At 72.1% G+C, this 25,046-nt stretch carries 19 protein-coding genes and 2 pseudogenes; 9 read left to right on the plus strand and 12 right to left on the minus strand.

Features of this window, described 5'->3' with window-relative positions; all coding sequences use genetic code 11:
• Window positions 1–2: 2 nt before the first annotated feature.
• A complete protein-coding gene (locus OG711_RS01065; RefSeq protein ID WP_073792525.1) occupies window positions 3–914 on the plus strand; it encodes a LysR family transcriptional regulator in 912 nt (303 codons plus the stop codon).
• A gap of 690 nt (window positions 915–1,604) precedes the next feature.
• Complete coding sequence (locus OG711_RS01070; protein WP_329558066.1) at window positions 1,605–2,225, plus strand: DJ-1/PfpI family protein; 621 nt, start codon at window positions 1,605–1,607, stop codon at window positions 2,223–2,225.
• Window positions 2,226–2,265: 40 nt separating this feature from the next.
• Here OG711_RS01070 and OG711_RS01075 read toward each other — a convergent pair whose 3' ends face one another.
• From OG711_RS01075 to OG711_RS01095, 5 genes are read right to left on the minus strand one after another with little or no spacing between them, the layout of a single operon-like run.
• Window positions 2,266–3,108 carry a serine hydrolase gene (locus OG711_RS01075; RefSeq protein WP_329558067.1) on the minus strand — a complete coding sequence of 281 codons (843 nt, stop codon included), beginning with the start codon at window positions 3,106–3,108 and terminating at the stop codon, window positions 2,266–2,268.
• Entirely contained in the window at window positions 3,105–4,718 is a 1,614-nt protein-coding gene (locus OG711_RS01080) for an N-acyl-D-amino-acid deacylase family protein (protein ID WP_329558068.1), read from the minus strand. Before OG711_RS01080 ends, OG711_RS01075 begins: the two co-directional genes overlap by 4 nt.
• Window positions 4,718–5,491, minus strand: a complete 774-nt coding sequence (locus OG711_RS01085; protein WP_073792522.1) for an amino acid ABC transporter ATP-binding protein — start codon at window positions 5,489–5,491, stop codon at window positions 4,718–4,720. The genes OG711_RS01080 and OG711_RS01085 overlap by 1 nt, the downstream gene beginning before the upstream one ends.
• A complete protein-coding gene (locus OG711_RS01090; protein WP_079184909.1) occupies window positions 5,488–6,483 on the minus strand; it encodes an amino acid ABC transporter permease in 996 nt (331 codons plus the stop codon). Before OG711_RS01090 ends, OG711_RS01085 begins: the two co-directional genes overlap by 4 nt.
• A gap of 20 nt (window positions 6,484–6,503) precedes the next feature.
• Entirely contained in the window at window positions 6,504–7,388 is an 885-nt protein-coding gene (locus tag OG711_RS01095) for an ABC transporter substrate-binding protein (protein WP_329558069.1), read from the minus strand.
• Window positions 7,389–7,719: 331 nt separating this feature from the next.
• Here OG711_RS01095 and OG711_RS01100 point away from each other — a divergent pair, with 331 nt between their 5' ends.
• From OG711_RS01100 to OG711_RS01115, 4 genes and pseudogenes are all read left to right on the plus strand, one after another.
• Entirely contained in the window at window positions 7,720–7,911 is a 192-nt protein-coding gene (locus OG711_RS01100; protein ID WP_073792520.1) for a DUF1059 domain-containing protein, read from the plus strand.
• A gap of 263 nt (window positions 7,912–8,174) precedes the next feature.
• Window positions 8,175–8,570 (plus strand): annotated as a pseudogene (locus OG711_RS01105) (membrane dipeptidase); the annotation flags it as partial.
• A 112-nt stretch (window positions 8,571–8,682) separates the two neighbouring features.
• Window positions 8,683–9,795, plus strand: coding sequence for a M20 family metallopeptidase (locus OG711_RS01110; protein ID WP_405672528.1), 1,113 nt, complete (start codon window positions 8,683–8,685; stop codon window positions 9,793–9,795).
• 40 nt (window positions 9,796–9,835) lie between these two features.
• A pseudogene (locus OG711_RS01115) lies at window positions 9,836–10,225 on the plus strand (enolase C-terminal domain-like protein); the annotation flags it as partial.
• 120 nt (window positions 10,226–10,345) lie between these two features.
• Here OG711_RS01115 and OG711_RS01120 read toward each other — a convergent pair.
• Both OG711_RS01120 and OG711_RS01125 read right to left on the minus strand, forming a co-directional pair.
• Window positions 10,346–11,674 carry a serine hydrolase domain-containing protein gene (locus OG711_RS01120; protein ID WP_329558070.1) on the minus strand — a complete coding sequence of 443 codons (1,329 nt, stop codon included), beginning with the start codon at window positions 11,672–11,674 and terminating at the stop codon, window positions 10,346–10,348.
• A 380-nt stretch (window positions 11,675–12,054) separates the two neighbouring features.
• Window positions 12,055–12,843 carry a 4'-phosphopantetheinyl transferase family protein gene (locus OG711_RS01125; RefSeq protein ID WP_405674732.1) on the minus strand — a complete coding sequence of 263 codons (789 nt, stop codon included), beginning with the start codon at window positions 12,841–12,843 and terminating at the stop codon, window positions 12,055–12,057.
• A gap of 120 nt (window positions 12,844–12,963) precedes the next feature.
• Between OG711_RS01125 and OG711_RS01130 the strand changes: the two genes are divergently transcribed.
• Both OG711_RS01130 and OG711_RS01135 read left to right on the plus strand, forming a co-directional pair.
• Complete coding sequence (locus tag OG711_RS01130) at window positions 12,964–13,302, plus strand: hypothetical protein (RefSeq protein WP_329558071.1); 339 nt, start codon at window positions 12,964–12,966, stop codon at window positions 13,300–13,302.
• Window positions 13,303–13,592: 290 nt separating this feature from the next.
• Window positions 13,593–13,868, plus strand: coding sequence for a hypothetical protein (locus OG711_RS01135; RefSeq protein ID WP_073792515.1), 276 nt, complete (start codon window positions 13,593–13,595; stop codon window positions 13,866–13,868).
• Between the two features lie 123 nt (window positions 13,869–13,991).
• Here OG711_RS01135 and OG711_RS01140 read toward each other — a convergent pair whose 3' ends face one another.
• Together OG711_RS01140 and OG711_RS01145 are read right to left on the minus strand one after the other, a co-directional pair.
• The gene (locus OG711_RS01140; protein WP_329558072.1) at window positions 13,992–14,618 is read right to left on the minus strand and encodes a flavin reductase family protein; all 627 of its coding nucleotides are present in this window, start codon (window positions 14,616–14,618) and stop codon (window positions 13,992–13,994) included.
• Window positions 14,612–15,544 (minus strand): LLM class oxidoreductase, encoded by a 933-nt coding sequence (locus OG711_RS01145; protein WP_329558073.1) that lies wholly within the window; start codon window positions 15,542–15,544, stop codon window positions 14,612–14,614. Before OG711_RS01145 ends, OG711_RS01140 begins: the two co-directional genes overlap by 7 nt.
• A gap of 139 nt (window positions 15,545–15,683) precedes the next feature.
• Between OG711_RS01145 and OG711_RS01150 the strand changes: the two genes are divergently transcribed.
• Window positions 15,684–16,289, plus strand: a complete 606-nt coding sequence (locus OG711_RS01150) for a TetR/AcrR family transcriptional regulator (RefSeq protein WP_329558074.1) — start codon at window positions 15,684–15,686, stop codon at window positions 16,287–16,289.
• 140 nt (window positions 16,290–16,429) lie between these two features.
• On the opposite strand, the gene OG711_RS01155 is transcribed toward OG711_RS01150, so the two are convergent.
• From OG711_RS01155 to OG711_RS01165, 3 genes are read right to left on the minus strand one after another with little or no spacing between them, the layout of a single operon-like run.
• A complete protein-coding gene (locus OG711_RS01155; RefSeq protein WP_329558075.1) occupies window positions 16,430–17,359 on the minus strand; it encodes a hypothetical protein in 930 nt (309 codons plus the stop codon).
• A 2-nt stretch (window positions 17,360–17,361) separates the two neighbouring features.
• Window positions 17,362–19,143 carry a sulfite reductase subunit alpha gene (locus OG711_RS01160; protein WP_266504270.1) on the minus strand — a complete coding sequence of 594 codons (1,782 nt, stop codon included), beginning with the start codon at window positions 19,141–19,143 and terminating at the stop codon, window positions 17,362–17,364.
• Complete coding sequence (locus OG711_RS01165; protein WP_329558076.1) at window positions 19,140–24,695, minus strand: glutamate synthase-related protein; 5,556 nt, start codon at window positions 24,693–24,695, stop codon at window positions 19,140–19,142. The genes OG711_RS01160 and OG711_RS01165 overlap by 4 nt, the downstream gene beginning before the upstream one ends.
• Between the last annotated feature and the right edge of the window lie 351 nt (window positions 24,696–25,046).

The following is a 25,046-nucleotide window of genomic DNA, read 5'->3' on the forward strand; positions in this document are numbered from 1 at the left end:
CGATGCTGAACAGTGCGCGTCTGCTCGTCCTGCTGGAGATCGCCCGCGGGGGCAGCATCGTGGCCGCGGCGCAGGCCCTGCATCTGAGCCCGTCGGCGGTCTCCCACCAGCTCGCGCGGCTGGAGCAGGAGGTGGGTGTCGCGCTGGTCGAGCGGGCGCCGCAGAGTCTGCGGATGACGGTGGCCGGGCAGCGGCTCGCGGAGCACGCGCAGGCCATCTCGGATCTGATGGCGGTCGCCCGGGACGATCTGCGGGGGCACTCCGCCGGGGAGGCGGGGCTGCTGCGGCTCGGGTTCTTCGCCTCCTCCGGGCTGGAGCTGCTGCCGCGCGCGCTCGCCGGTTTCTCCGCGGAGCGTCCGCAGGTCGAGCTGGAGCTGATTCTCGGGCAGCCGCACGAGCTGGTGCCCGATCTGGAGGCGGGGCGGCTCGACGCCGCCGTCGTGTTCGAGCATCCGCTCGACCCCTGGTGCCGGGACGCCACGGTGGACGTGGAGATGTTCTTCGACGAGCCGCAGCTGGTCGTGGTGCCGCTGCGGCACCGGCTGGGCCGCCAGACGGTGGTGCGGCTCGCGGCGCTGGAGGGGGAGACCTGGATCGGTACGCGGGGTGGCAGTACCGGTGAGCCCGTACTGGAACGTGCCTGTGCCGCGGAGGGCTTTCTGCCACGGGTGCGGTGCCGTAGCGACCACTACCAGGTGACGGTGAACCTCGCGCGGGCCGGGATGGGGATCGCGTTGGTCCCCGCGCTCGGGATCGGGGACACGGCCGGGGTCCATGTGTGCCGGCTGGATCATCCGCGGTTGCACCGGCGGATCGGGGTCGCCACCCGGTCCAGCAATCTGAATCCGCTGCTCCGTTCGTTCCTGACGGAGTTGCGGCGGGCGGCTCGGGAAGTCAGTACGCAGTGGGGGTGACGGTCTCTCTCTTCACGGAGCCCGTGAGTGCTTGCGCGGTTCCCCGCGCCCCCGGGTTCGTACCTGCGGCCGTAGCTGGTCCCGCGCGGGTCGTCCGTGGGTGCGCAGTTCCCCGCGCCCCTGAGTAGCCCGTGCTCGGCGCACTTCGTCCAGTGCCGTCGCTCGGTGGGTTTGCGCGGTTCCTCGCGCCCCTGGGTTTGTGCCTGTGGCCGTAGCTTGTCCTGTGCGGGTCGTCCGTGGGTGCGCAGTTCCCCGCGCCCCTGAGTACGTCGTGCCCGGCGCACTTCGCCCTGCGGCGTCGCTCGGTGGGTTCGCGCGGTTCCTCGCGCCCCTGGGTTTGTGCCTGTGGCCGTAGCTTGTCCTGTGCGGGTCGTCCGTGGGTGCGCAGTTCCCCGCGCCCCTGAGTAGCCCGTGCTCGGCGCACTTCGTCCAGTGCCGTCGCTCGGTGGGTGCGCGCTGTTCCTCGCGCCCCTGGGTTTGTGCCTGTGGCCGTAGCTTGTCCCGTGCGGGTCGTCCGTGGGTGCGCAGTTCCCCGCGCCCCTGGGTAGCCCGTGCTCGGCGTACGTTCGCGCGGTTCCTCGCGTTCCTCGGTACTCGTTCGTGGGCGTACTTGGTTCTGCGGCCCTGGGTACTTCGTGGTCGGCGGACGGGGCTCCTGGTGGGGCTGATCTGGTGGTTATGCTGCGGCGCATGGACATCGTGATCCCCCTCTTCGACGACTTCGAGCCGCTTGACGCGATCGGGCCCTACGAGATCCTCGCCTATGTGCCCGGTGCCACCGTGCGGTTCGTGACGGCCGAACCCGGTCTGGTGCGGGACGTGTTGGGGTCGTTGCCGGTGCATGTGCCGACCGGGTACACCGAGGTGGAACGCTGTGATGTCCTGCTGATACCGGGCGGGGGCAGCTTCCAGACCATGGTGGCCGACGCCGGTTTCCTCGACTGGGTGCGCCGCGTCCATACCGGCACCCGCTTCACCACCTCGGTCTGCACCGGTTCCCTGGTGCTCGGCGCGGCAGGTCTGCTGGACGGGCTGACGGCCACCACCCACTGGGACGCGGTCGCCGAACTGGAGTCGTACGGCGCCGTCTACACCGCCGAGCGGGTGGTCCGGCACGACCGGGTGATCACCTCGGCCGGGGTCTCCTCCGGTATCGACATGGCCGTGCGGCTGGCCGCGCTGCTCAGCGACGACCTGACCGCCCAGGCGATACAGCTCTACACCGAGTACGACCCGCAACCCCCCTTCGACAGCGGTTCGGTGGCCAAGGCTCCGGCCGAGGTTCTCGAACGGGCCCGCACCCTGGGCTGATCGGCGGTCCTGGTGCACGCACGGGCGCGGCCCGGCCGGGTCAGGGGCGTGGAGTGAGGGCGTAGGACTCCAGGGTGCGGCCGATGTCGCGGATCGCGTGGACAGCCGCCCGTTCCGTGCTCGGTCCCAGTCCGGTGTCCCAGTGCGCGACCGCCGCGTACGCCAGCCGCCGGGCTCCGATCAGCAGCCCCGCGTCGGCGCGCACCCCCGCGTCCGTACCGGTCTTGTTGGCCACGAGCAGTCGTCCGGCCGGCCGCTCGGGGAAGCACTCCGCGTAGGGGTCGTGGGAGATGAGCGCGGGTACGAGCCCGTGGTCCGTGTTCGCGCGCATCCAGCGCAGCAGCCGGGCGGACGCCCCGGGCGTCACCATCGAGCCCCTGGCCGCGTGTGCCACCAGCAGGGCCAGATCCCGCGCGGTCCCCGTGGCGAAGACCGGCGGCACCCCGGGACCCCGTACGTCCCGCACGTAGTCGTGCAGGGTGAGCCGCCGTAGTCCCAGCTCCGCGGCGAGCCGTGCGGTGGACTCCCGCCCGACCAGCCGCAACAACGCGTTGGTGGCGGTGTTGTCGCTGACGGAGGCGGTCAGCCAGCACAGGTCCTCGACACTCCAGCCGGTCCGGCCGAACCGGGACAGCAGCCCGGTGCCGCCCGTCCGGTCCTCGTCGAGGAGGTCGACGGGACGGTCGGGGCGCAGCTCACCGGTGTCGAGGCGCCGGGCGATCTCCGCGAGGAGCAGCAGTTTCGACGCGGAGGCGACGGGCAGGACGGCCTCGTCGTGGGCGCCGACGCTCTCGCCGGTGTCGACATCGACGGCGTGGACGGCGAGGACCAGCGGGAGCGCGGCGGACCGGCCGGCCGCCGCGACGACACGGTCGAGGCTCATCGCACCCCCACCACCTGTCCGGCCCGGACCCCGGTGGGCCGTCCGTCGTGGACGGCGAGCCGGCCGGCGACCACGACGGTGCCGATGCCGTCGGGCGCGAGCAGCGGGCTGTCGAAGGTGGCCCGGTCGCGGACGGTGGCGGGGTCGAGGACGACCAGGTCGGCGTGGGCGCCGTCCCGGATGGTGCCGCGGCCGGTGAGTCCGAAGCGGGCGGCGGGCAGTCCGGTCATCTTGTGGACGGCGTTCTCCAGGGTGAGGAGTCCTTCGTCGCGTCCGTAGCGGCCGAGGACCCGGGTGAAGCTGCCCGCCCAGCGCGGGTGGGGGCGGCCCGGTTTGGGGACGCCGTCGGACCCGATCATGGCGAGCGGGCTGGCGATGACACGGCGTACGTCGTCCTCGCGCATCGAGTGGCTGATGATCGTCACCTCGCCTTCCTCGGCGAGCAGGAGGTCGGCGACGTAGTCGACGGGGTCGACGGCGCGTTCGGCCGCGAGGTCGGCGATCCGGCGGCCCTGGATGTGCGGGTGGGTGGGGGCGGCGGCGACGGCGATGAGGTCCCAGCCGCCGTTGCCGACGGTGTTCTCCCAGCCCGCGACGCCTCCGGCGATGTCGCGGCGGACCCGCTCACGTACCGCGTCGTCCCGCAGCCGGGCCAGCAGCGCCGGGATGCCGCCTTCGTTGGCCCAGGGCGGCAGCATGGCGTGCAGGACGGTGCTGCCCGCGGTGTACGGGTACACGTCGCAGAGCACGTCCACTCCCTCCGCCCGGGCCTGTTCCAGTCTGGGCAGGGTACGCAGGGTGGCGCCCCAGGCGTGGCGTCCCGCGGTCTTGTGGTGGGAGATCTGGAGCGGGGCGCCGGAGCGGACGGCTATGTGGAGGGCTTCCTCCAGCGCGGTGTCGATCCCGGACATCTCGTCGCGCAGATGGGTCACGTACGGCTTGCCGTGCCGGGCGGCGATCCGGGCGAGGGCGACGATCTCGTCGGTGTCCGCGTAGGTGCCGGGCGGGTAGATGAGGCCGGTGGACAGTCCGGCGGCACCCTGGGTGAGGGACCGGTCGAGCAGGTCGCACATGGTGCGCAGTTCGGTGTCCGTGGGGGCGCGGTCGTCGAAGCCCATGACCCCGGCGCGGAGGGTGCCGTGGCCGACGAGGGACGCGAGATGGGTGGCGCGCAGCGCGGGGGCCTGGCCGGCGGCGAAGGCGGTGAAGTCGGCGGCAGGTGGGAGCGGTCCGAGCCCGAAGGTGACCCGCAGATGTCCGGCGAGGCCGCCGAGGCGTTCGGGCAGCGCGGGGAAGAGGCTGGAGCCGCAGTTCCCGGCGATCTCCGTGGTGACGCCCTGGAGGAGGGGCGCGAGCCGCAGGGTCTCCACCGAGGGGTCCTCGGTGTCCTGCGGCACCGCCAGGGCGTCGGAGTGGGTGTGCACGTCGATGAAGCCGGGGGTGACGGTCCGTCCGGTGACGTCCAGTGTGGTCAGGGCCGTGGCGGGCGCGCCGGTGGGCAGCAGGGTGATCCGTCCGGCGCGGACGCCGATGTCGGCGCGGCGGGCGGCAGCGCCGGTTCCGTCGACGACCGTGCCGCCGCGCAGCAGCAGATCGAGGGGAGCGCCCATCACAGCACCGTGGAGAGGAAGGCCCGGGTGCGGTCGTGCCGCGGGGCGGTGAACAGTTCGTCGGGGTGTCCGGACTCCACGACGAGTCCCTCGTCCATGAAGACGACGCGGTCGGCCACCTCACGGGCGAAGCCCATCTCATGGGTGACGACGATCATCGTCATCCCGCTGCGGGCGAGGTCCTGCATGACGCCGAGGACCTCCCCGACGAGTTCCGGGTCGAGGGCGGAGGTGGGTTCGTCGAAGAGCATCAGGGTGGGGTCCATGGCGAGGGCGCGGGCGATGGCGACGCGCTGCTGCTGGCCGCCGGAGAGCTGAGCGGGGTAGTGGTCGGCGCGGTCGGCGAGTCCGACCCGGTCGAGGAGTTCCCGGGCGCGGCGCTCGGCGTCGGCGCGGGGGCGGCGTTTGACGACGACGGGGCCTTCCATGACGTTCTGGACGGCGGTGCGGTGCGGGAAGAGGTGGAAGCGCTGGAACACCATGCCGACGCGTTCGCGCTGGGCCCGGATCTCCTTCTCGCGCCGTTCGCGCAGGACCCGGCCGGAGGTGCCGTGCTGTTCGTAGCCGACGAGTTCGCCGTCGACCCATACGCGGCCGGCGTCGATGCGCTCCAGATGGTTGAAGCAGCGCAGCAGGGTGGACTTGCCGGAGCCGGAGGGGCCGATGACGCACAGCACCTCGCCGGACCGGACCTCCAGGTCGATGCCGCGCAGCACCTCGGTGTCGGCGAACCGTTTGCGGACCGCTCGGGCCCGCAGGACGAGGTCGTTCATGAGGCGGCTCCCTTGCCGGTGCGCCCGGGGACGAGGTTGGTGAGCATCCTGCGGCGCAGGGGTGCGGCGCCGGGGCTGTAGCGGCGTTCGATGAAGTGCTGGGCGACGCTGGCGACGGTGGTGAGGGCCAGGTACCAGAGGGAGGCGACCATCAGCAGCGCGATGACCTCGAAGTTGGCGAGGTACAGATGCTGGGAGACGGTCATGAGGTCGGCGCCCGCGATGACGGATACCAGGGAGGTGGTCTTCAGCATGGAGATGAACTGGTTGCCGAACGGCGGGATGATGACCCGCATGGCCTGGGGCAGGATGACCCGCGCGAGGATCTGCCGGTTCGACATGCCGAGGGTGGCCCCGGCCTCGCGCTGGCCCGGGTCGACGCTCTGGATACCGGCGCGGACGATCTCGGCGAGGTAGGCGCCCTCGTTGATGGACAGGCCGAGCAGCGCGGCGACGAACCCGGTGATGACCGCGTTGGTCTGCCATTCGACGAGCTTGGGTCCGTCGAAGGGGACACCGATGCTGATCACGGGGAACAACAGTGCCAGATTGAACCAGAAGATGAGCTGGACGAGCAGGGGCGTGCCCCGGAAGAACCAGGTGTAGGCGCTCGCGGTGACCCGCAGGACGGGGTTCTCGGAGAGCTGCATCACCGCGACGGCGACGCCGATGACGATGCCGGCGGTCATCGAGACGAGGGTGAGCTGGACGGTGACCCAGAGCCCTTCGAGGATCACCGCGTCGAACTGGTGGTCGGCGATGACGTCCCAGTGGAGGTTGGGGTTGACGACGACGGTGTAGCCGAGCCACACCGTGACCAGGACGGCCGCGAGGACCGCGAACCAGCGGGCGGGGCGGGGGCGGCGGGTGACCCGGAAGGCGAACTCGTCGTCGGGGACGCCGCTGGCCGCGCCGGATCCCTTCACCTCGGCGGGGCCAGGGGGATGGGTGCCGTCCGGGCCCGGGGGATCGGTCTTGCTGAGCTGGGTCATGTCCCTGTCCACCGTCCGGCTCACTTGCCGTCGTTGACGGTGGCCCGCGGCACGGCGCTGTCCGCGACCCCGTACTTGTCGAGGATCTTCTTGTAGCCGCCGTTGTCGATGAGCCCTTGCAGCGCCTTCTGGACCGCGTCCCGCAGACCGCTCTGGTCCTTGTTCACCGCGATGCCCCAGGGCGCGGCGCCGTACTGGGTGGGAAGGACCTGGTAGGCGGGGTTCTTCTTGGCGAACATCGCGGCGACGGGGTAGTCGACGATGGTGGCGACCGCGCGTCCGCTCTCCAGCTGGAGCAGTCCGGTGGGGGCGTCCTCGCTCTGCGAGATCCGCATCTTGGGGTCGCACTCGGCGTTCTGCTCCTGGCCGATCTCCAGGTTGGAGCTGCCCTTGGCGAGGACCACGTTCTTGCCGCAGAGGTCGTCCAGGGTCTTGATGCCCTCCGGGTTGCCCTTCTTGGTCATGATCACGCCGCCGGTGCGGAAGTAGTCGACGAAGTCGACGGCCTGGCGTCGCTGGGGGCTGTCGGTCATGGAGGACATCACGAGGTCGAAGCGGCTGGACTTCAGCCCGGGGATCAGCCCGTCGAAGGCGGCGTTGGTGAGCTTGAGTTCGAGGCCGAGTTCGTCGGCGACGGCCTGGGCGAGGTCGGGGTCCACACCGGTCAGCTCGGTGGTGCCGGGCTTGTACATCTCCATCGGGGGGTAGCCGACGGCGGTCGCCACCCGCAGCACCCCGCTCTTCCTGAACGACGCCGGTACGAGTTCCTCGGCGGTCTTCCCCTCGGCGGCGGAGGCGCCCGGTCCCGCGTCGCTCCCCTTCTCGGAGCGACCGCAGGAGGTGACGGCCAGGGCGGCCACCGCCGCGAGGGCCGCGACAGCGCGCAGACGTCTGTGGTTTGCCATCTTTTCTCCCTGAACCGGTGACAGTGCGCTGATGCTGGCAGCCGGGTGCGGCTGGGCGGAAGATGATGAAGCTATTCACGGGTGAGCGTCGATTTCGGTATCGCTCCGGCCCGGCGGAGCCGCCCGCACCTCACCCGGGGTCGCCGCCTGTTCACGGTGTGCCGCCAGGTCCCACCCGCGGTGTCCGTCCGGTCGCGCCGGGTGTCCGGGGCTTTCGCCAGGGCGCGAGGAGAGGGAGGCTGGAGGGACAGTACGACGTATCTGCCCCGCCCTCCCGTTCCGGCGACCGCCGAAGCGGCGACGCCGGCAGTTCGCCGACGGGAGGCACATCATGCGCAAGGTCGCCGATTGCAGGGACTATCCCAGCGAGTCGAACTGCTCGCTCACCATCGCGGGTGAGGAGGAGGAAGTGGTACGCGCCGCCGCCGAGCACGCGGCGTCCGTCCACGGCCACGAGAACACACCGGAACTACGCGACCAGCTCCGCGGCATGCTGAAGGACGAGGTTCCGCAGCACGCCTGACCTGGCGGTACGGCCGATGAGCCGGTGGTCCGCCCGGTGAGCCGGTGGTACGCCTGAGCGGGTCACCGGTCGGCGCCACCGGGTGACAGGACGACGGGACCGCGCGGCATGGCCCTGGCGATCGCACAACCGTCGGGGCGCGATGTCGCACGGTCCGGTCCCGTCGGTCGGGCTGTCGTCCGCCCCTCCCCCATCGCTCCCCGTCCGCGCTCGCCGTCCGCGTTCCGTCCGGTGTTCGGCGTACACCACCAACTAACAATCTTGACGATGAGCAGATCCGTGGGATCGCCGCGACGGGCGGGGTCGTCTGCGTCAGCTTCTTCCCCGGGTTCCTCGCGGCCGACCCCGCCGAGCGGACCGTGGCCCGGGTGGTGGACCACATCGAGCATGTGGCGTCCGTCGCGGGTACGGCACACGTCGGTCTCGGGCCGGACTTCGTCCGCGAGGTGATCAGCGAGGTGACACCGCCGTGCTGCGAGGACTGCGGTATCGAGGGCATCGATCCGCTGGAAGCGCTACCGGGTCTCGAAGGGCCGGCGGGCCTGCCGCTGGTGACGGCGGAGCTCATCCGGCGCGGCCACCCGGAGGAGGACGTCGAAGCCGTACTCGGCGGCAATGCGCACCGGTTGTTCCGCGCCGAACTGGGCCGCCCCCGATAAGGGTACGTACACCGGCGGGCCGCACCTCGCCGGGCGGCCCGCCACCACGCACCCCGGGTGAACGGCATCCGGACCCGGCCGGGGAGCCGGGCCGACGAAGACGGAGGAGACCATGGAACTGGCGGCGATGCTCGCGGATCTCGAAGAGCTCGTGCTGTGCGAGTCGTTCTCGGCGGACCACGAGGCGGTGACACGCAGCGCGGCGGTCGTCGCCGCGCAGGGCGCGCGACTGACGGGCACCGCGCCCGAGGTACTGACCGTGTCGGGCGTCACCCATCTGAGCTGGACCTTCGGGACGCCCCGGGTACTGCTCGTGGGCCATCACGACACGGTGTGGCCGATGGGTTCGCTGGTCACCCACCCCTGGTCGGTGACCGACGGGATCGCCCGGGGGCCGGGGGTCTTCGACATGAAGGCCGGGCTGGTGCAGATGTTCCACGCGCTCGGCTCACTGCCGTCGCCGGAGGGGGTGCGGGTCCTGGTCACCGGTGACGAGGAGGTCGGTTCGACGACCTCGCGCACCCTGATCGAGGAGGCCGCGCGGGGCTGCGCGGCGACGTTCGTGCTGGAGGCGTCCGCCGACGGCGGTGCGCTCAAGACCGCCCGCAAGGGCACCTCCTGGTACGAGGTGGAGGTGCTGGGGAAGGCCGCGCACGCGGGCCTGGAACCGGAGAAGGGCGTGAACGCCGCCGTGGAGGCGGCCCGTCAGATCCTGGCAGTCGACGCCCTCGCCGAGGTCGTCAACACGTCCCACGGGTACGACGGTTCCTGGCGGACCACGGTCACCCCGACCGTGCTCGCCGCAGGGTCCGCCGGGAACACCGTGCCCGCGCGGGCCACGTTCCAGGTCGATGTCCGGGTCCCGGCCCTCGCCGCGCAGCGGCAGGTGGACGAACTGCTGCGGGCACTGACGGCCCGCACCCCGGGCGCCTCGCTCCGGGTCCGGGGCGGGCCCAACCGGCCGCCGCTCGAACGGGAGGCGTCCGCCGCGCTGTTCACCCTCGCCCAGGAAGCGGCGGCCCGCCTCGGGCTGCCGCCGCTCACCGCCGCGGCGGTCGGTGGCGCGTCCGACGGCAACTTCACCGCGGGAGCGGGCTGTCCGACCCTGGACGGGCTGGGCGCGGTCGGGGGCGGCGCGCACGCCGACGACGAGCATGTCGTGGTGGACACGATGCCGGTCCGGGCGGCGCTGCTCGCCGAACTGATCACGGCGGCACGAGGATGAGCCCGTCGCCCGGCCGCGACCCCGGCGGCGGGTCCCCCACGACTCCATCGAGTCCTCGGCGCACGCCGCCGCGGCGATCTCGCTGGGCGCGTGCTCGGTGGTGAACATCAAACCCGGCCGGGTCGGCGGCTGTCTCGAAGCGCGCCGTATCCACGACCTGTGCCGGGCGCACGGGGTCGCCGTACGGTGCGGGGGCATGCTGGAGACGGGTATCGGGCGGGCGGCGAACGTCGCGCTGGCCGCGCTGCCCGGCTGCTCGCTGCCCGGTGACACCTCCGCGTCCAGCCGCTATTACGCGAGTGACATCACGGCACCGTTCGAGCTGGTCGACGGTCATCTGGAGGCGCCGACGGGGCCGGGTACCGGGGTGGACCCCGTACCCGATCTGCTGGACGAGGTCACCACGTCGCGTGAGTGGATCGCCCTCTGACACCCCTTGGGACGATGACGCGTACTGCCGCCCGTCGTACCGCCAGTCGTGTCGTCCGTCCTGGTGCCCGTGGTGCCGCCCGCACCCTCCTGGGGCCCGCGTTCACCGCACCGGGTTACGTCAGTCGGCTTTGGGCACGGCCCGGACACCGAAGTGCAGATACGGCGAGCCGTCGGCGAGTTCGTAGAAGACCACCGGCAGCCAGCCCATGCCTTCGACATGTCCGACGAACGAGTTCCCGCTCACGGCCACGAGGTCCATGCTCGTACCGGGCGCGGTTTCGGCCAGGTCGCCCTTGCGTTCCATCACGAGGCGCGGCCCGTCACCGTCGCGCGCGGTGATGGTGATCTTGACGCCGACGCTCTCGTACACCCCGGCGAAGCGTGCGGCGTCGGTGTCGACGGGGGTGGCGGGCGGGCCCGGCGGGGGCGGGACCTCGATACCGAGCAGTTCCCCGAAGAGGGCTGTGCCCAGCTCGTGTTCGAAGGCGACGGAGTTGCCGCCGTTCAGTACGAGCGCGGCGGTGAAGCCGGACTCCGGTTCGACCCACAGCATCGATGACTGACCGATCGTGGTGCCTCCGTGGGAGAGGATCCGGCGCCCGGAGAGGGTGTCCAGCATCCAGCCGAGCCCCCACTCGCTCGCGAACGGCATCGGGCCCGGGATCGTCACCTGGGCCTCCCACATCGCCTCGGGCCGCTTGAGCAGCGCGCCGGAGAGGTGGCCGCGACCGAAGCACACCACGTCGGCGGCGCGGGCGCAGATGAGCCCGGCGGGACCGGCGGACCGCATCAGCCCCCAGACCTTGCTCACCGAGCCGTCCTTCCTGTGTCCGACGGCGCCGCTGTGCCGCAGCACCTCCTCGGGCAGCGTGCAGGTGTGGGTGAGGCCGAGGGGTTCGATGATCTGCTCGCGGAGCGCGGCGTCCCAGGTCTTGCCGGTGATCCGTTCGACGAGCCGGCCCAGCAGGGAGAAGCCGGAGTTGCAGTAGGACTGGGTGGCGCCGAGGGGGTGGACCGCCGGGAGTTGGCGGCAGGCGTCGGCGTACTTGTCCAGACAGTCGTCGCCGCGCCCGGTGTCGTGGAAGAAGTCTCCGTCGATGCCGGAGGTGTGGCTGAGCAGCTGCCGGATGGTCACGGACTTCGTCTGGTGCTCGCCCCCGACCTCGAACTCAGGCCATACGTCGATGACCGGGGTGTCGAGCGAGAAGGTGCCCTGTTCCACGAACTGCATGATCTGGGTGGCCGTCCACACCTTGGTGATCGAGCCGATCTGGAACAGGGAGTCGGTACGGACGGGATGGCCGGTGTCCCGGTTGAGCACCCCGGTCGCGAACTCGTGCATCCGGCCGTCGTGGTGGAACGCCAGCGCGGCACCTGGTACGCCGTGCCTCACCGCCGCCGTGCTGAGCAGATCGGTCCAGCGCGCGGGGTCGACTGCTGCGGTCATCGGTAACCGTCCTTCGTGGTCGGCTGGGCGATCGTCGGCTGAGCGTCCGATCAGCGTAGGCAGTCCGGGGCGACCCGGAGTTGGCCGGGAGAACGAAGCGGCGGGAGGGGGATTGTCCGGGGCGACGAACCTTGGTGGGGGCGGGGTACGTCCCCCGCCCGGCGGCAGGCGGGGCGACCGCCCGGCGCGAGGCAGGGGCGAGGGTCTGCGGAAGGCGGGGACGCGGGGGCTGCGGGAAGCGCGGACGACCGGTCTCGCGGAGGTGGGGGCGACCGGGCGGCGGAGCACGGGTGGTCGCCCGGATGGGGTACCCGGCAACCGGTCGGCCGGGGCGCCTTCGTGCGGGGTGTCGCCGTACGAAGGCGTCGCGTTAAGGCCGTTCAGACTCCGGAGCCGCTCGTGGACCCGGCTCCGGGGGTGCGGTAGGTGACGGCGGTGAGGAGCAGTCCGCGGGCGACCAGCCAGCGGCCCTCGAAGCCTCGCAGCGGGTGTCCGTCACGGTCCTGCCCCGAACGCAGCAGCCGCGCCCGGAACTCACCCGAGTAGGCAGCACCGTCCGGTACACCGGGTACGGCCGACACGCCGGGTACACCCACGTCGGCCACCGACGGGCCGTCCCCCGCAGGCCAGGGGTCCGCGCGGGGCGCGAGGAACTCCACCTCCGCCTCCTCGAAGCCGAGCCAGGCGCCGGTCAGGGGGAACCACGTCTTGTAGACCGATTCCTTGGCGCTGAACAGCAGCCGGTCCCAGTGGAGTCGCGGGTGCCGCCGTTCGAGCACGGCCAGCGCGTCCCGTTCGGCGGGCAGGGTGACACCGCCGAGTACGTCGTCGGGCAGCCGGGCATGGGGTTCGGCGTCGACGCCGAGGGAGGTCACCTCGGAGCGGCGGGCGACGGCGGCGGCGCGGTAGCCGTCGCAGTGGGTCAGCGATCCGACGACCCCGGCGGGCCACACCGGGGCGCCCCGCTCACCGCGTGGCAGCGGCCCGGGGGTCACACCGAGCGCGGTCAGCGCCTGCCGGGCGCAGTACCGGCCCGTCGTGAACTCGCGCCGCCGCTTGTCCACGGCCCGTGTGATCACGGCCTCTTCCTCGGGGTACAGGAACACTCCCGGCGGATCGGTGTACGCCTCGGCGCTGATCACCTGTGGGGGCAGCAGCCCCGCGAGCAGTGTGCTGCTCAACACGTCCCCTCCCCCGTGGGCGGGCGTACCGCGCCCACCCGGTGTCCGGTCCTGACGGCGACCACCCTACGGCCCGGCCGGGCGGATGCGGAGGCGGCCGGTGCGGGGGTGGCCCATGACCTCGTCAGCCACTGGACGGAACGTGACGCGGCCGGGCGGGCGTCCTTCGTACGCGAAGGAATGTCCTTGCAGCAGGCGTTCACCGGGAACGCCGCCCTGGTCATGATGATCGCGCTCGGCGCCATCGGCGCCCTCGTCATCGTCGGCGAGTACGGCACGTGCACGATCCGGACGACGTTCGCGGCGGTGCCCGCACGGCATACGGCGATGGGCGCGAAGGTCGTCGTGGTCACGGTCGTCACGACCGTGTTCGGTGGGTGGGTGGCGGTGTGGACGCCCGTTCCGGCGCTGCTGGCCGTGGTCTGTGTGCGGCGGCGTGATCAGTGAACGCCGTTGGTGGTCAAGGAGGTTGACCGGTGTGCCGTCGCGGCCGGGTCCGCGTTCGTACGGCGGTCCTTCCGCGCCGGTGCATCCCCCTCAATCCGGGTGGGGTTCGGGCGAACCAGCCATGATCATTTCATTGTGACCAGGCACTTTACTTCGACTTGACTCGGTGGCAAGCTGTCGCTCACTTCAGCCCCCCACAGCAGCAACCTTCCTCAACACCCCTTGTACGCAAGGGTGTTGCGGGCTGGGCTGAACTCCCTTGAATCCGAGATCCCTGGATCGGAGTGCGAATGAACCGTCGTGTCCGCTGTGCGGCTTTCATGGCGACCGTGGCGACCGGTGCCGCCCTCGCCCTGTCGAGCGGTACCGCCCACGCGCAGGACCAGCAGTCGTCCCCCCTCTCGGGCGGCCTGATCAACATCAACGCCCCGCTGATCAACAACACGGGTGACATCGACCTGATCGAGGACGTCTTCGAGCACATCAGCATTCCGATCCTGGGCCAGGCGGTGCACCAGATGTACGACTGGGCCACGTTCGAGGGCGGTCTGTTCGGCAAGAAGTGATCCGGCCCGTCCCCACGGATCACCACTCCGCCGGCCGGGGCCGACCTCGCCCGGGACCGGTGGGGCGGAGGTCCGGTGACCGGCGCTTCCCGCCGGTCACCGGGCCTCCGTCGCCGCACGCGGTCAGCCCCGGCCGGGCGGGCCGGAGAGCTCGGCGATCACCCCGGTTCCCCTCTCCCGCCCGGCATTCCCCCCGGCGGCCCCTTCCCGGTCCGCGAGACTCCGGTAGCTCCGGCCCGCGTACAGGAGCGGCCCCTCAAGGCCACCGGCGGACGGCACACGGACACCGGTGACCCGCGCGATGACCAGGACGTGGTCCGCGACCTCCACCTGCCGGGTCACCCGGCAGCCCAGGACCGCGGCACTGCCTTCCAGCTCCGGACCGCCTCCCTCGGGGGACGGCCGGTGGCGCAACCCCCGGAACTCCTCGTCCCCGAACACCCGGCGCCGGGTGAAGCGGTCGGCGAGGGCGTGCTGGCCCGCGGTGAGGACGTTCACGGTGAAGCGGCCGGTCCGCTCGACGACGCCCTGGGTGCGGCTGCCCCGTTTCAGGGAGATCAGCAGGGTGGGAGGGTCGAGCGACACCGACAGCACGGAGTTGACGGTCATCCCGTGCGGCCCGAGCGGGCTCCGGGTGGTGATGACCGCGACGCCCGTCGCCCAGTGCCGCATCGCGTCACGGAACGCGCCGGGGTCCGTCCCGTCGTCGCCCGCGACGCCGGGGTCCGCGGAGCGGATCGGGGTCACCACGCCGGTGCCGCCGGAGCGGTGGCCGTCAAGGCCGGGAAATGCGGGACGACCTCTTCGGTGAGCTGCGCCACCACCTCCGCCGCGGGCCGTCGGCCGTGCTGGATTCCGAGCGCGCCGTGGTTGACCCCGGCCGCCTTCCAGCGGCCCAGCAGTTCGCGCAGTCCCTCCGTACCCGTACGCAGCACGAATCCGCCCCGCAAGGGGGTCGGCGGGTACCCCGGGTCCTCGTCCAGGTCGATCCACTCATTGGTGACGACCGGACGGAACTCCCCGCCGGGCACCAGCTCCCGCCATGCCCCGATCTTGTTTCCGAGGGCCCGGGGGCCTTCGGCGGTGGCGGTGGCCCCCGGATAGACCAGCCATCCGTCGGCGTGCTCGGCGATCCAGTCGGGGGACTGCTGGGAGGAACCGGTGACCAGGAGCGGTATCCGGCCGTGCACCGGCTTCGGCAGCAGATGGGCACCTCCTGACCGTTCCTCGTCCAGCAGCCCGCGGAACGCGTCGACCGCCTCGCGGTACCGGACGCCCCGCGTCGCGTGGTCCAGGCCGTACGCGGGGAACTCCACCGGCCGGTCGCCGGAAGCCGCGCCGAGCACCAGCCGCCCCCCGCTGAGGTGGTCCACCGAGGCCGCCTGCTTGGCGAGGTCGATGGGGTGCCGCAAAGGGAAGATCACACTGCCTGCCGCGAGGGAGATCCGGGAGGTGTGCGCCGCGAGCCAGGTCAGCGCGGTCCACGGGTCGTACACCTGCCCCACATCCCCGAAGGAGGGGTCGGCCAGCGGGACGTCCCGGACCCAGGCGGCGGCGAACCCTCCCCGATCGGCCTGCTGGACGACCTCGGTATGACCGCGCAGGCCCGCCATGTCCCCGGCGTAGGGCCACAGGGGCAGGAACAGCCCCACGGTCAGCTCGCCCGGCGCGAACATGCGCCCGTACCCCGGGTGGCTCCCCCACGAAGATGATGCCGCTGCTTTCATCGCTATCCGTCCATTGCTCTGGTTGGAACGTTCGATCCAGACCCTACGGCATGCTGGACCGAACGTTCCAACCAGTACACTCGCCGGTATGGCAGCCACCCCACCATCCCCGCGCCCGTCCGACGCCGACACCCGCCGCCGGATCATCCGGGCCACGGCCGCCCTGCTCCAGCAGCAGGGATACGAGAGCACCTCGGTCAAACGCATCGCCGGTACCGCGCAGGCGTCACCCAGCTCCGTCTACCACTTCTTCCCCGGAGGCAAGCAGGAGCTCGCCATCGAGGCGATGCACCATGGCGCGCGGGAGTTCGGCGAGATGCTGGCGGCAGGGCTCGCCTCGTCCGCGGACCCGGCCGAGGCCACGGCCGCCTGCGCCCTGCTGCTGGCCGACGACCTCAGACGGTCCGACTGGAGCGACGGCTGCCCGGTCGCGGTCACCGCGCTGGAGACCGTCGGCCGGGTTCCCGGCCTCCAGGAGGCCGCGACCCAGGCACTGACCCACTGGCAGGACCTCGTCACGACGAAGCTGACCGGGAGCGGTATCCCGTCGGCCGAGGCCCGCTCGCTCGCCGGGACGGTCATCAGCATGCTGGAGGGCGCCGAGCTGCTGAGCCGGGTGACCGCGGACGACACCCCCCTCCGGGACGCGGCCGTCCATCTCGCGCAGCTCGTCAGAGCGGCACCCCGGGTCTGACACCGCCACCGCGCCGGGACCACGGGCCGCGCCGGGCCCGCGTCCCCGGCGGCGAGCCCTGCTTTCCCCGGCGGCGGGTCCGCGAGCGGGTCGCCGTAGCGCGACCCGCCGACGCGTGGTTCTCCACCTGCCCCGGCGTACTACGCGCCGGGCAGCGACGCCGCCAGATGCTCCCACTGGGCGTGGACGCGCTCCCCGACGATCCCGAACTGGGTGAGGACCGCGACGCAGCGCCCGTCCTCGTCGTCGAGCTCGATGGCCGAGGTCGGGCCGTGCGCGGCCGTGGAGCGGACGAGGTGGCAGGCCCGGACCCGCGCCAGTTCGATCTCCACCGCGCTCTCGGCGACCGCCGCGAACACCTGGCCGCCGATGGTCTGGTCGGTGACGTGCACCAGGCCGCTGCACGCCTGCATGGCCGCCGGGGCGAACACCGCGACCCCGATCGGCAGCCCGGCGGAGCAGACATGGTCGAGCACCTCGGGCACGACCCCGGCATCGATCGTCCGGTGCTCGCCCCGGTACCGGTCGAACCCCCTGCGCCGGGCGACCCCGCCGTCCACGAGGACCGCGTCGAACTGCGCGAGCTGGTCGCCGTTCTCCCAATCCGCCGTGCCGGAGGGCGCGGACGGTCCGGGGACGGGTGAGCCGGCGCCGACCGGACGGGCGAGTCCGACCAGCAGACGGTCCGCCTCGGAGAGCAGCCGCCCCTGGTGCGCCGTCCGGCCGTCCGCGTCGAACAGGTGCAGGGCGACCGTGCCGGTGCCCTCGTCCCGTACGACCACGGCCGAGGCGACGCCGTCGCCGTCACCGTCGATGCGCAGCGCGATCGAGCCCGGCCGGACGGCGAACGCCTCGCCGCGCAGGCTCGGGACCGCGTAGCTGCCGGCCTGGTCGATCCGTGCGACCGGCCCGCCGGTGACCGCCTGGACATGCCGGAAGAGCGTCAGGCAGTGCGCGAGCTCCGGCATCGTGGCGTCGATCAGACGCACGGTGCTGTTCCGCCGTTCGCAGCGTTCCTCGAACGCGCACAGGCCGTCGGTGTGCGGCGGCTCGAACTGATGGTCCGTCATCCTCAGTACACGTCCCGCACATAGCGCTTGGCCCGGCGCAGGTCCGCCAGGTACTGCGCGGCATCGTCGTCACCGCGTCCGCGTTGCCCGGCGATGACGCCCAGCAGTGCGGACTCGACGTCCTTCGCCATCCGGGAGGCGTCGCCGCAGACATACACGTGCGCGCCGTCCTCAAGCCATCCGTACAGCTCGCGCGACCGCTCGCGCATCCGCGTCTGCACATAGACCTTCTCGGCCTGGTCGCGTGAGAACGCGAGGTCGAGACGGGTGAGCACCCCGCACTCCCCCAGCTCGGTCAGCTCGTCCTCGTAGACGAAGTCGGTGCGGCGGTGCTGGTCCCCGAAGAACAGCCAGTTGCGGCCACAGGCGCCGCGCGCGGCGCGCTCGTGCAGGAAGCCGCGGAACGGGGCGATGCCGGTGCCGGGGCCGATCATGATCATCGGGGTGCTGTCGTCCGCCGGGACGCGGAAGGAGGCGTTCGGCTGGAGGTGGACCCCGACGACGGCGTCCTGCTCGTCCCCGCCGACCCGGTCCGCGAGATACGTGGACGCGACGCCCTCGTACCGGCGGTCCGGAGTCCCGTAACGGACGGACGCGACGGTGAGGTGGACCCGGTCCGGGTGGGCGAGCGGGCTGGACGAGATCGAGTACTGCCGTGCCTGGAGCGGGCGCAGCAGCGGCAGCAGCTCTTCGAGGCCGGGTGCGGCGGATCCGGCGTCCCGGAGCAGGTCGAGCACGTCCCGGCCCCGGAGCCAGGAGTCCAGGTCGGACCGGTCGCCGTGCGCGACGATCGCGGCGAGCTCGCTGGTCGGCGCGCGCTCGACGAGGTCGGCGACGAGGTCCTTCGACGGGGTGCGGATCTCACGTCCGGTGCGCAGCACTCCGGCGAGCGGCCGGCCGTCGATGTCCTCGTCGCCGCTCGCGCCGAGGTGTTCGAGGAACGCGCCGACGAGCGCGTCGTCGTTCACCGGTGTGACGGCGAGCGAGTCACCGGCCGCGTAGGTGATGCCGCTGTCGCCGAGGTCGAATTCGTAGTGGCGGATCTCCTTCGCGCTGTCCGGCGAGGACAGCAGCCGGTTCACCACGAGGCGGGAGGGGTACGGGTTGCGCTTGTTCCAGGGGGAGCGGGTCCTGGCGGGCGGGGGCGCCGCGGCGGACGGGTCCCCGGCAGCCGCCGCGCCCGCGCCCGTCGTGGTGCCGGTCTCGGCGACGAGCCGGTCTAGGACGGCGGCGGTCCAGGCCGCGGCGGGCTCCTCGAAGTCGACGTCGCAGTCGACGCGGTCGTGCAGCCGGGTGGCTCCGAGCTGCTCCAGGCGGGTGTCGACGAGCTTGGCGGCCTGGCAGAAGTCGTCGTAGCCCCGGTCGCCGAGGCCGAGGACCGCGTAGCGCAGCCCTTCCAGCCGCGGTGCTCCGTCGGCCTGGAGCGCTTCCCAGAACAGTCCGGCGTTGTCGGGCATCTCGCCCTCGCCGTACGTGGAGGTGACGATGAGCAGGTGGGACATCGTGGCGAGCCGCTCGGGTGTGACGGCGTCGAGCTCGGTGGCGCTGCCGCCGAGGCCGCGGGCGCGGGCCCCGGCGACGAGCTCACCGGCGAGGAGTTCGGCGCTCCCGGTCTGGGTGCCGAACAGCACGTCGACGGTCGCCGTGGGCGCGTCGCCCGCCGGGGGCTCCCGGCGTCCGGCGGCGGCGATACCGGCGATGAACCCGGCGAGCCAGGACTCCTGTTCGGCGGAGAACGGCGCGTCGGCCGGGATGAGGGAACCGGTCGGGGACATCAGCTTCATGTGGTCACCGCTTCGGTCGGGGCCTGCGGGGTGCGTCGTCCGGCGATGTCCTCAAGTGCCGCGGTCGCGAGGAGTTCGTCGAACCGGGCGGCCCGGACGCGGCCGGCGTTCTTCGTGGTCTGGTGGATGATCCAGCCGTAGGTGCCGGGGGCGTCCACGCTCAGGTTGTTCCGCTGCGTCAGCGCGCGCTTGTAGTCGTCGAGACGCTTGATCGCGATGAGCGTGGCGAGCTCGTCGTCGCCGAACCGCTCCAGGGTGCCGCGCAGGTACTTCACGACGCGTTGCTTGACGAAGAAGTCCTCGGTGAGCACGAGGTTGCGGACGGCCTCGGCGACCCGGGGATCGTCCAGGCCGCTCGCGCCGGGCACCCGCTTGAGCGCGAGGTCCTGCGCGACGCCGAGCACCGTGTACGACGACAGCAGCGAGAACATGTCGTCGCCGCCAGGGTCACCGAGCGCCGGGGCACGGCCGCCGAGCACGGTGCGGCGGTCGCGGTAGTCGACCTTGAACGCGCGGAGCTTGTCCGTCGCGATCGATGTCGCGAGCTCGTCGAGGAGCTCGGAGCGGGTCGCGGCGGCGAGGATCTCGGTGGCGTCCTGGTACAGCAGCAGCGACCGGGGCATCCCGCAGTACATGTGCCGCCGCTCGGTGCTCCAGTCCGCCAGCAGCCGGGCCGCGAGCTTCGAGCCGGTGGCCTCCAGATGCCACTCCAGCAGCAGCCGCACGGCTTCCTCGTGGAAGGCGCCGTGCTCGGTGCCGGTCACCGGGAACACCCGCAGGGAGTCGGCGCTCACCCGGCCGCTCAGCTCGCCCGACGGGTCGTACTGGTAGAGGAACCCGCCGCTCATACCGTTGCCGAGGCCCTTGCCGAAGCCGCCGAGGTTGAGCACGGTGCCGCCGGTCATGTACTCGCAGCCGAAGTCCCCGACGCCCTCCACGACCGCGGTCGCGCCGGAGTTGCGCACGGCGAAGCGGTCACCGGCCTCCCCCTGGACGAACGTCCGGCCGCCGGTCGCGCCGAACAGCGCGAAGTTCCCGATGAGCACGTTGCCGCCGCGTTCGGCGCTGCCGCCGCCCGGGGCACGGACGACGATCCGGCCGCCGCTCTGGCTCTTGCCGACACCGTCGTTCGCGGTGCCGGTGTGTTCGAGTGTGACTCCGTCGTTGCAGAACACGCCGTACGACTGGCCGGCGGACCCGGTGGTGCGGATGCGGACGGCGCCGTCGGCGAGGCGGCGACGGCCCCGGTCGTCGGTCACGACCGCGGGCACGCCCGCGAGGTCGTCGGCGCCGAGTTCATGGTTGAGGAGCCGTTCGACATCGATGCCGAGCTGTCCGCCGACCGACTTGTCGCTGTTGCCGAGCCGGATGCCCTCGATGTGCGCGGTGGGCTCGCGCCGGTCGAGGAGCGCGGCCCGGACGAGCTCGATCAGGGCGTCGTCGGTGGTGAAGTCCTTCTCCAGGTACTCCGGGTCCGCGACCGTCTTCTCCGGCACGCGCGCGAGCAGCCTGCGTACGTCGAGGCGTCCGACGCTCGCGGGGTGGTCGAGCAGTTGCAGCAGGTCCGTGCGTCCCCGGGCGTCGCGCAGCGAGCGCAGTCCGAGGCGGGCGAGGATCTGCCGGACGTCGTGCGCGATGTTGAGCAGGTACTGCGCGAGCGCGCGCGGGTCGCCCTCGAACGCCTCGGCGTTCGTGGTGAGCCCGGCGGGGCACTTCACATTGCAGTTCTTCGCCATGACACAGCCGAGCATCATGAGCGCGGTCGTACCGAACTCGAAGCTGTCGGCCCCGAGCAGGGCCGAGGTGACGACATCGCCGCCGGTCTGGTGCGCGCCGGAGCAGCGCAGGGTGACCTCCTGCCGGAGCCCGTTGACGACGAGCGCCTGGTGCACCTCGGCGACGCCGATCTCCGCCGACCGCCCGGCGTACTTGAGGCTGGTGACGGCGGCGGCGCCGGTGCCGCCGGTGTTCCCGGCGACGTTGATCACGTCCGCGCCGGCCTTGGCGACGCCGACCGCGATGGTGCCGATGCCCTCCGAGGACACGAGCTTGACGACGACCCGGACCCGCGCGGCCTTGCAGTCGTGGATGAGCTGCGCGAGGTCCTCGATCGAGTAGGTGTCGTGGTGCGGCGGCGGTGAGATGAGCTCGATGCCGGGGGTGCCGCCGCGGGCCGCCGCGATGTCGACGGTGACCTTCGGCGCGGGCAGCTGGCCGCCCTCGCCGGGCTTCGCGCCCTGGCCGATCTTGATCTCCAGCTCCTGGAGCATCGGGTCGGCGAGGTAGCCCGCCCAGATGCCGAACCGGCCGGACGCGAACTGCTTGATGCGGGAGCCGCGGATGGTGCCGTACCGGGAGTGGTGCTCGCCGCCCTCGCCGCTGTTCGACATGCCGCCGACCATGTTCGTGCCGTGCGCGACGGCCTCGTGCGCGGTCGCCACCAGCGCGCCGTGGCTCATCGCGCCGGAGGCCAGCGCGCGGGTGATCTCGTGCGCGGGCTGCACCTCGTCGGGCTCCAGGCTCCCGGGCGCGCCCGTGAGGAGCGTGAGCAGTCGCGCGGCGGTGCCGACCGCGGCGACGACGACACCGTCGGCGTCCGTCTCCCGGGTGACGGCCTCACCCGGATGCGCGAGCGCGAGTCCGTCGGCGAGCGCGGTGTGCCGCCGCGCCCCGTCGGGTCCCGGGGCCATGAGGCGCAGCCGGGCGGTGACGGTGCCGTCCGGCGGTGTCGTGCCGGTGTCCGGTTCCTGGACGGAGACGGTCATCCCGCGGACCATGACGTTCGCGTTGCCGGTGAGGGAGAACCGGCCGAGCTCCCGGGCGAATTCCTCCGGGGTGCGCAGCCCGGTGACGTCCGCGGGCAGCGCGAGGACATCGCGCAGCGCGGCCGGGCGGCGGGCCCGCTCCTCGTGGGTGGTCCGCAGGAAGGCGCGGTATCCGGGAGTGATCCGGAACGCGTCGATCTCGGCGTCGCTGAGCGCGTCGTACCCGGTGTTCCGGTACGCGGTGTCGGTGATGCCGAACGCGTCGTCGAGCTGGCCGAGGGTGAGCAGGCGCAGCGCCTCCGGGTCGGCCGGGCGGCCGAACTCGGGCCGCTCCTCGGTCATCCCGCCGAAGCCGCGCACGGCGGTGACGCCGAACGAGTGCCCGGCGCCGTCCGACCGTTCCTTGAACAGGCCGAGCAGCGGGATCTGCTGCTCGGTCTCCACCGTACGGGCCCGCTCGTGCCAGTCCGTCGCGGCCTGCGCGACCCGGGCGAAGCCGACACCGCCGACCGGGGCGTCCATGTGCGGGAAGATCCGGGCGAACACGTCGTCGCGGGTGTCGAGGTAGTTCGGTTCGAAGAACTCGCCGCCGATGTAGCTCTCGGCGGTGCACAGCCCGACGCGGCCCATGGTCTTGGCGAGCGACTTCTCGGCCGCCTTGCGGAATCTCGCCAGCGCCAGATCGGTGGCGGTGATCTCGCCCGCGGGCGCGGGTGCGCTCGGGTGCTTCTCCTCGGCGCGCAGCCGTGCGCTGAGGCTGTAGACGGCGGAGGCGCCGAAGCCGAGGGCGGTCGCGACATGGTGGGAGGAGGCCAGCTGACCGCTTTCCGTCACGATCGAGACGCGCAGCCGCAGCCCTGTCTCGATGAGGCGCTGGTTCACCGCCGCCACGGCGTGGATCACCGGCAGCGGAGCGTGGGTCGAGGAGATGGCCCGGTCGGTGAGGAGCGCGATGCCGCCCCCCTCGGTGGCGAACCGCTCGACGTCGTCGCAGAGCCGGTCGAGGGCGGACCGCAGCGCGTCGGCGTTCGCGGTCTCGTCACCGGTCACCGGGACGTAGAGCATGGCGAACCGCTCCAGCGGGACGATCCGCTGGTCGCGCAGCCGGACCATGTCGAGGTGTCCGAGCACGGGCGAGGACAGGACGAGCTGCCTGCCGTTGGTGTCGCCGGTGCCGTCGGGCTTCGGGCCGAGGGCGACCCGCATGCTCATGCCGTCGGCCTCGCGGATGCTGTCGAGCGGCGGGTTGGTCACCTGGGCGAAGCGCTGCGAGAAGTACTTCGCCATACCGCCCTCGGTGTCGCTGAGCGCGTTGATGGCGTTGCCGTACCCCATCGCCGAGATCCGTTCGGACCCGTTGGCGAGCATCGGGTCGAGCATGAACCGGAAGCTCTCCTGGTTCAGCGAGTAGGCCACGTACCGCCCGGCGAGCGTCAGGTCGCCGTCGTACCCGAGCGTCGTCGTACCGCGCTCGTAGTCGGGGGCGGGGAGGTCGTCGAGGTCGACCCGTGCCGCGGTGAGCAGTTCGGAGTAGGGGCGGCGTGCGGCGAGGGTGTCGAGGATCTCGCGGGTGCGCATCCGGCGGCCGGTGCGGTGGTCGACGACGAGCATGCCGCCGGCCTCGATACGGCCCCGGTGGACGACCTCGTCGTCGGGGAAGGCGACCTGGCCGGCCTCCGACGACACCATGAGGTAGTCGGCGGTCTCCACCGTGCGCAGCGGGCGCAGTCCGAGCCGGTCGAGGCGGGCGCCGACGACGTTCCCGTCGCTGAAGATCACGGCCGCCGGGCCGTCGTTCTTCTCCTCGTACAGGGAGAAGTACTCCAGCATGTCGCGGACGGCGGTGGGCAGGGTGCGGTCGTTCTCCCACGCGGGCGGCATGAGGGACACGACGGCCTCGACGATGTCCAGTCCGTCGTCGAACACCCGGCTCTGCAAGGTCTGGTCGAGCCTGCTGGAGTCCGACTGCCCGGGTGGGCGCACGATGCTCCGGGTGCGGGCGCGGGCGAGTGCCTCGTCGGAGAGCCGGTTCTTGCGGTCGGTGTTGAGCTCGCCGTTGTGCGCCATGAGGCGGAACGGCTGCGCCATGGTGGGGTGCGGCTCGGTGTTCGTGGAGAACCGGGTGTGGAAGTACAGCGACCGGACGGAGTGCCGGGGGTCGCGGAGGTCGCGGAAGTAGCCGATGACCTCGTCGGAGTTGAGCCGTCCCTTGAGCACCTGCGTCCGCGCGCTCAGGGACAGCGGGTACAGCCCGCTGTGGGTGTCGTCGGCGTAGGCGACGGACTCGACGGCGAGCAGCGCGCGGTTGGCCGCGGCGTCGACCTCGGCGCGTTCCCAGTCCTCGGGGGCGCGGAACACCCATTGCACTACGGGCAGCTGGTACCGCTCGGCCGCGGGCCGGGCGACGCCGTGATCCACGGGGACGTCGCGGACCAGCAGGACCTCGAACCCCTGGCCCGCGATGCTCCGGGCGACGAGGTCGACCGCGGCGGCGCGGCGGGCGGCGTCGGTCGGGACGAAGCAGTTCGCGACGCCGAAGTGTCCGGCGCGCAGTTCTTCGCCGGTGAGCGCGCCGAAGAACTCCACCGACAGATCGACGCTCACGCCCGCGCCGTCGCCGACACCTTCGGCGGACTTGCCGCCGCGGTGCGGGATGGCGCGGAGCGCTTCGTCGCCCTTGCGGATGACGTCGTGGCTCGGCACGCCGTCGAGACGGGTCACGAAGCCGACACCGCAGTCGCTGTGTTCGCGGGCAGGGCTGTACAGACCGAGGGGGGAATGGTTCACGTGGGTCCTGTCGGCGAGAATTCCGGCAGCGGACGGCCAGGCTGCGTCGGTGAAGCGCTCGCCGCGGGCGGACCGGTACGACGGCCGAGCCCCGAGTGGTGCGATTGGGTACGGTAAGCCTTGCCTAATCATCACCGCAAGTGTCGATCATATGCTGGTCACGGCGGCATACGGCCTCCGCGCTCCTCACCCGCGACGCGACTCGGACGGGCGGTACCTCGCCCGGCCGCCGGGGTCGCGTCCCGCCCGGACCGTCCGCGCGGGCGGTCACGGGGCGCACCTCGCCGTCGCACATACGATCGCCTCCGGCACCCGCACGGATTCACGCCGTCGAGGCCGGGCGGCGGGATC

The sequence above is a fragment of the Streptomyces uncialis genome, assembly GCF_036250755.1.
GTDB classification, from domain to species: domain Bacteria; phylum Actinomycetota; class Actinomycetes; order Streptomycetales; family Streptomycetaceae; genus Streptomyces; species Streptomyces uncialis.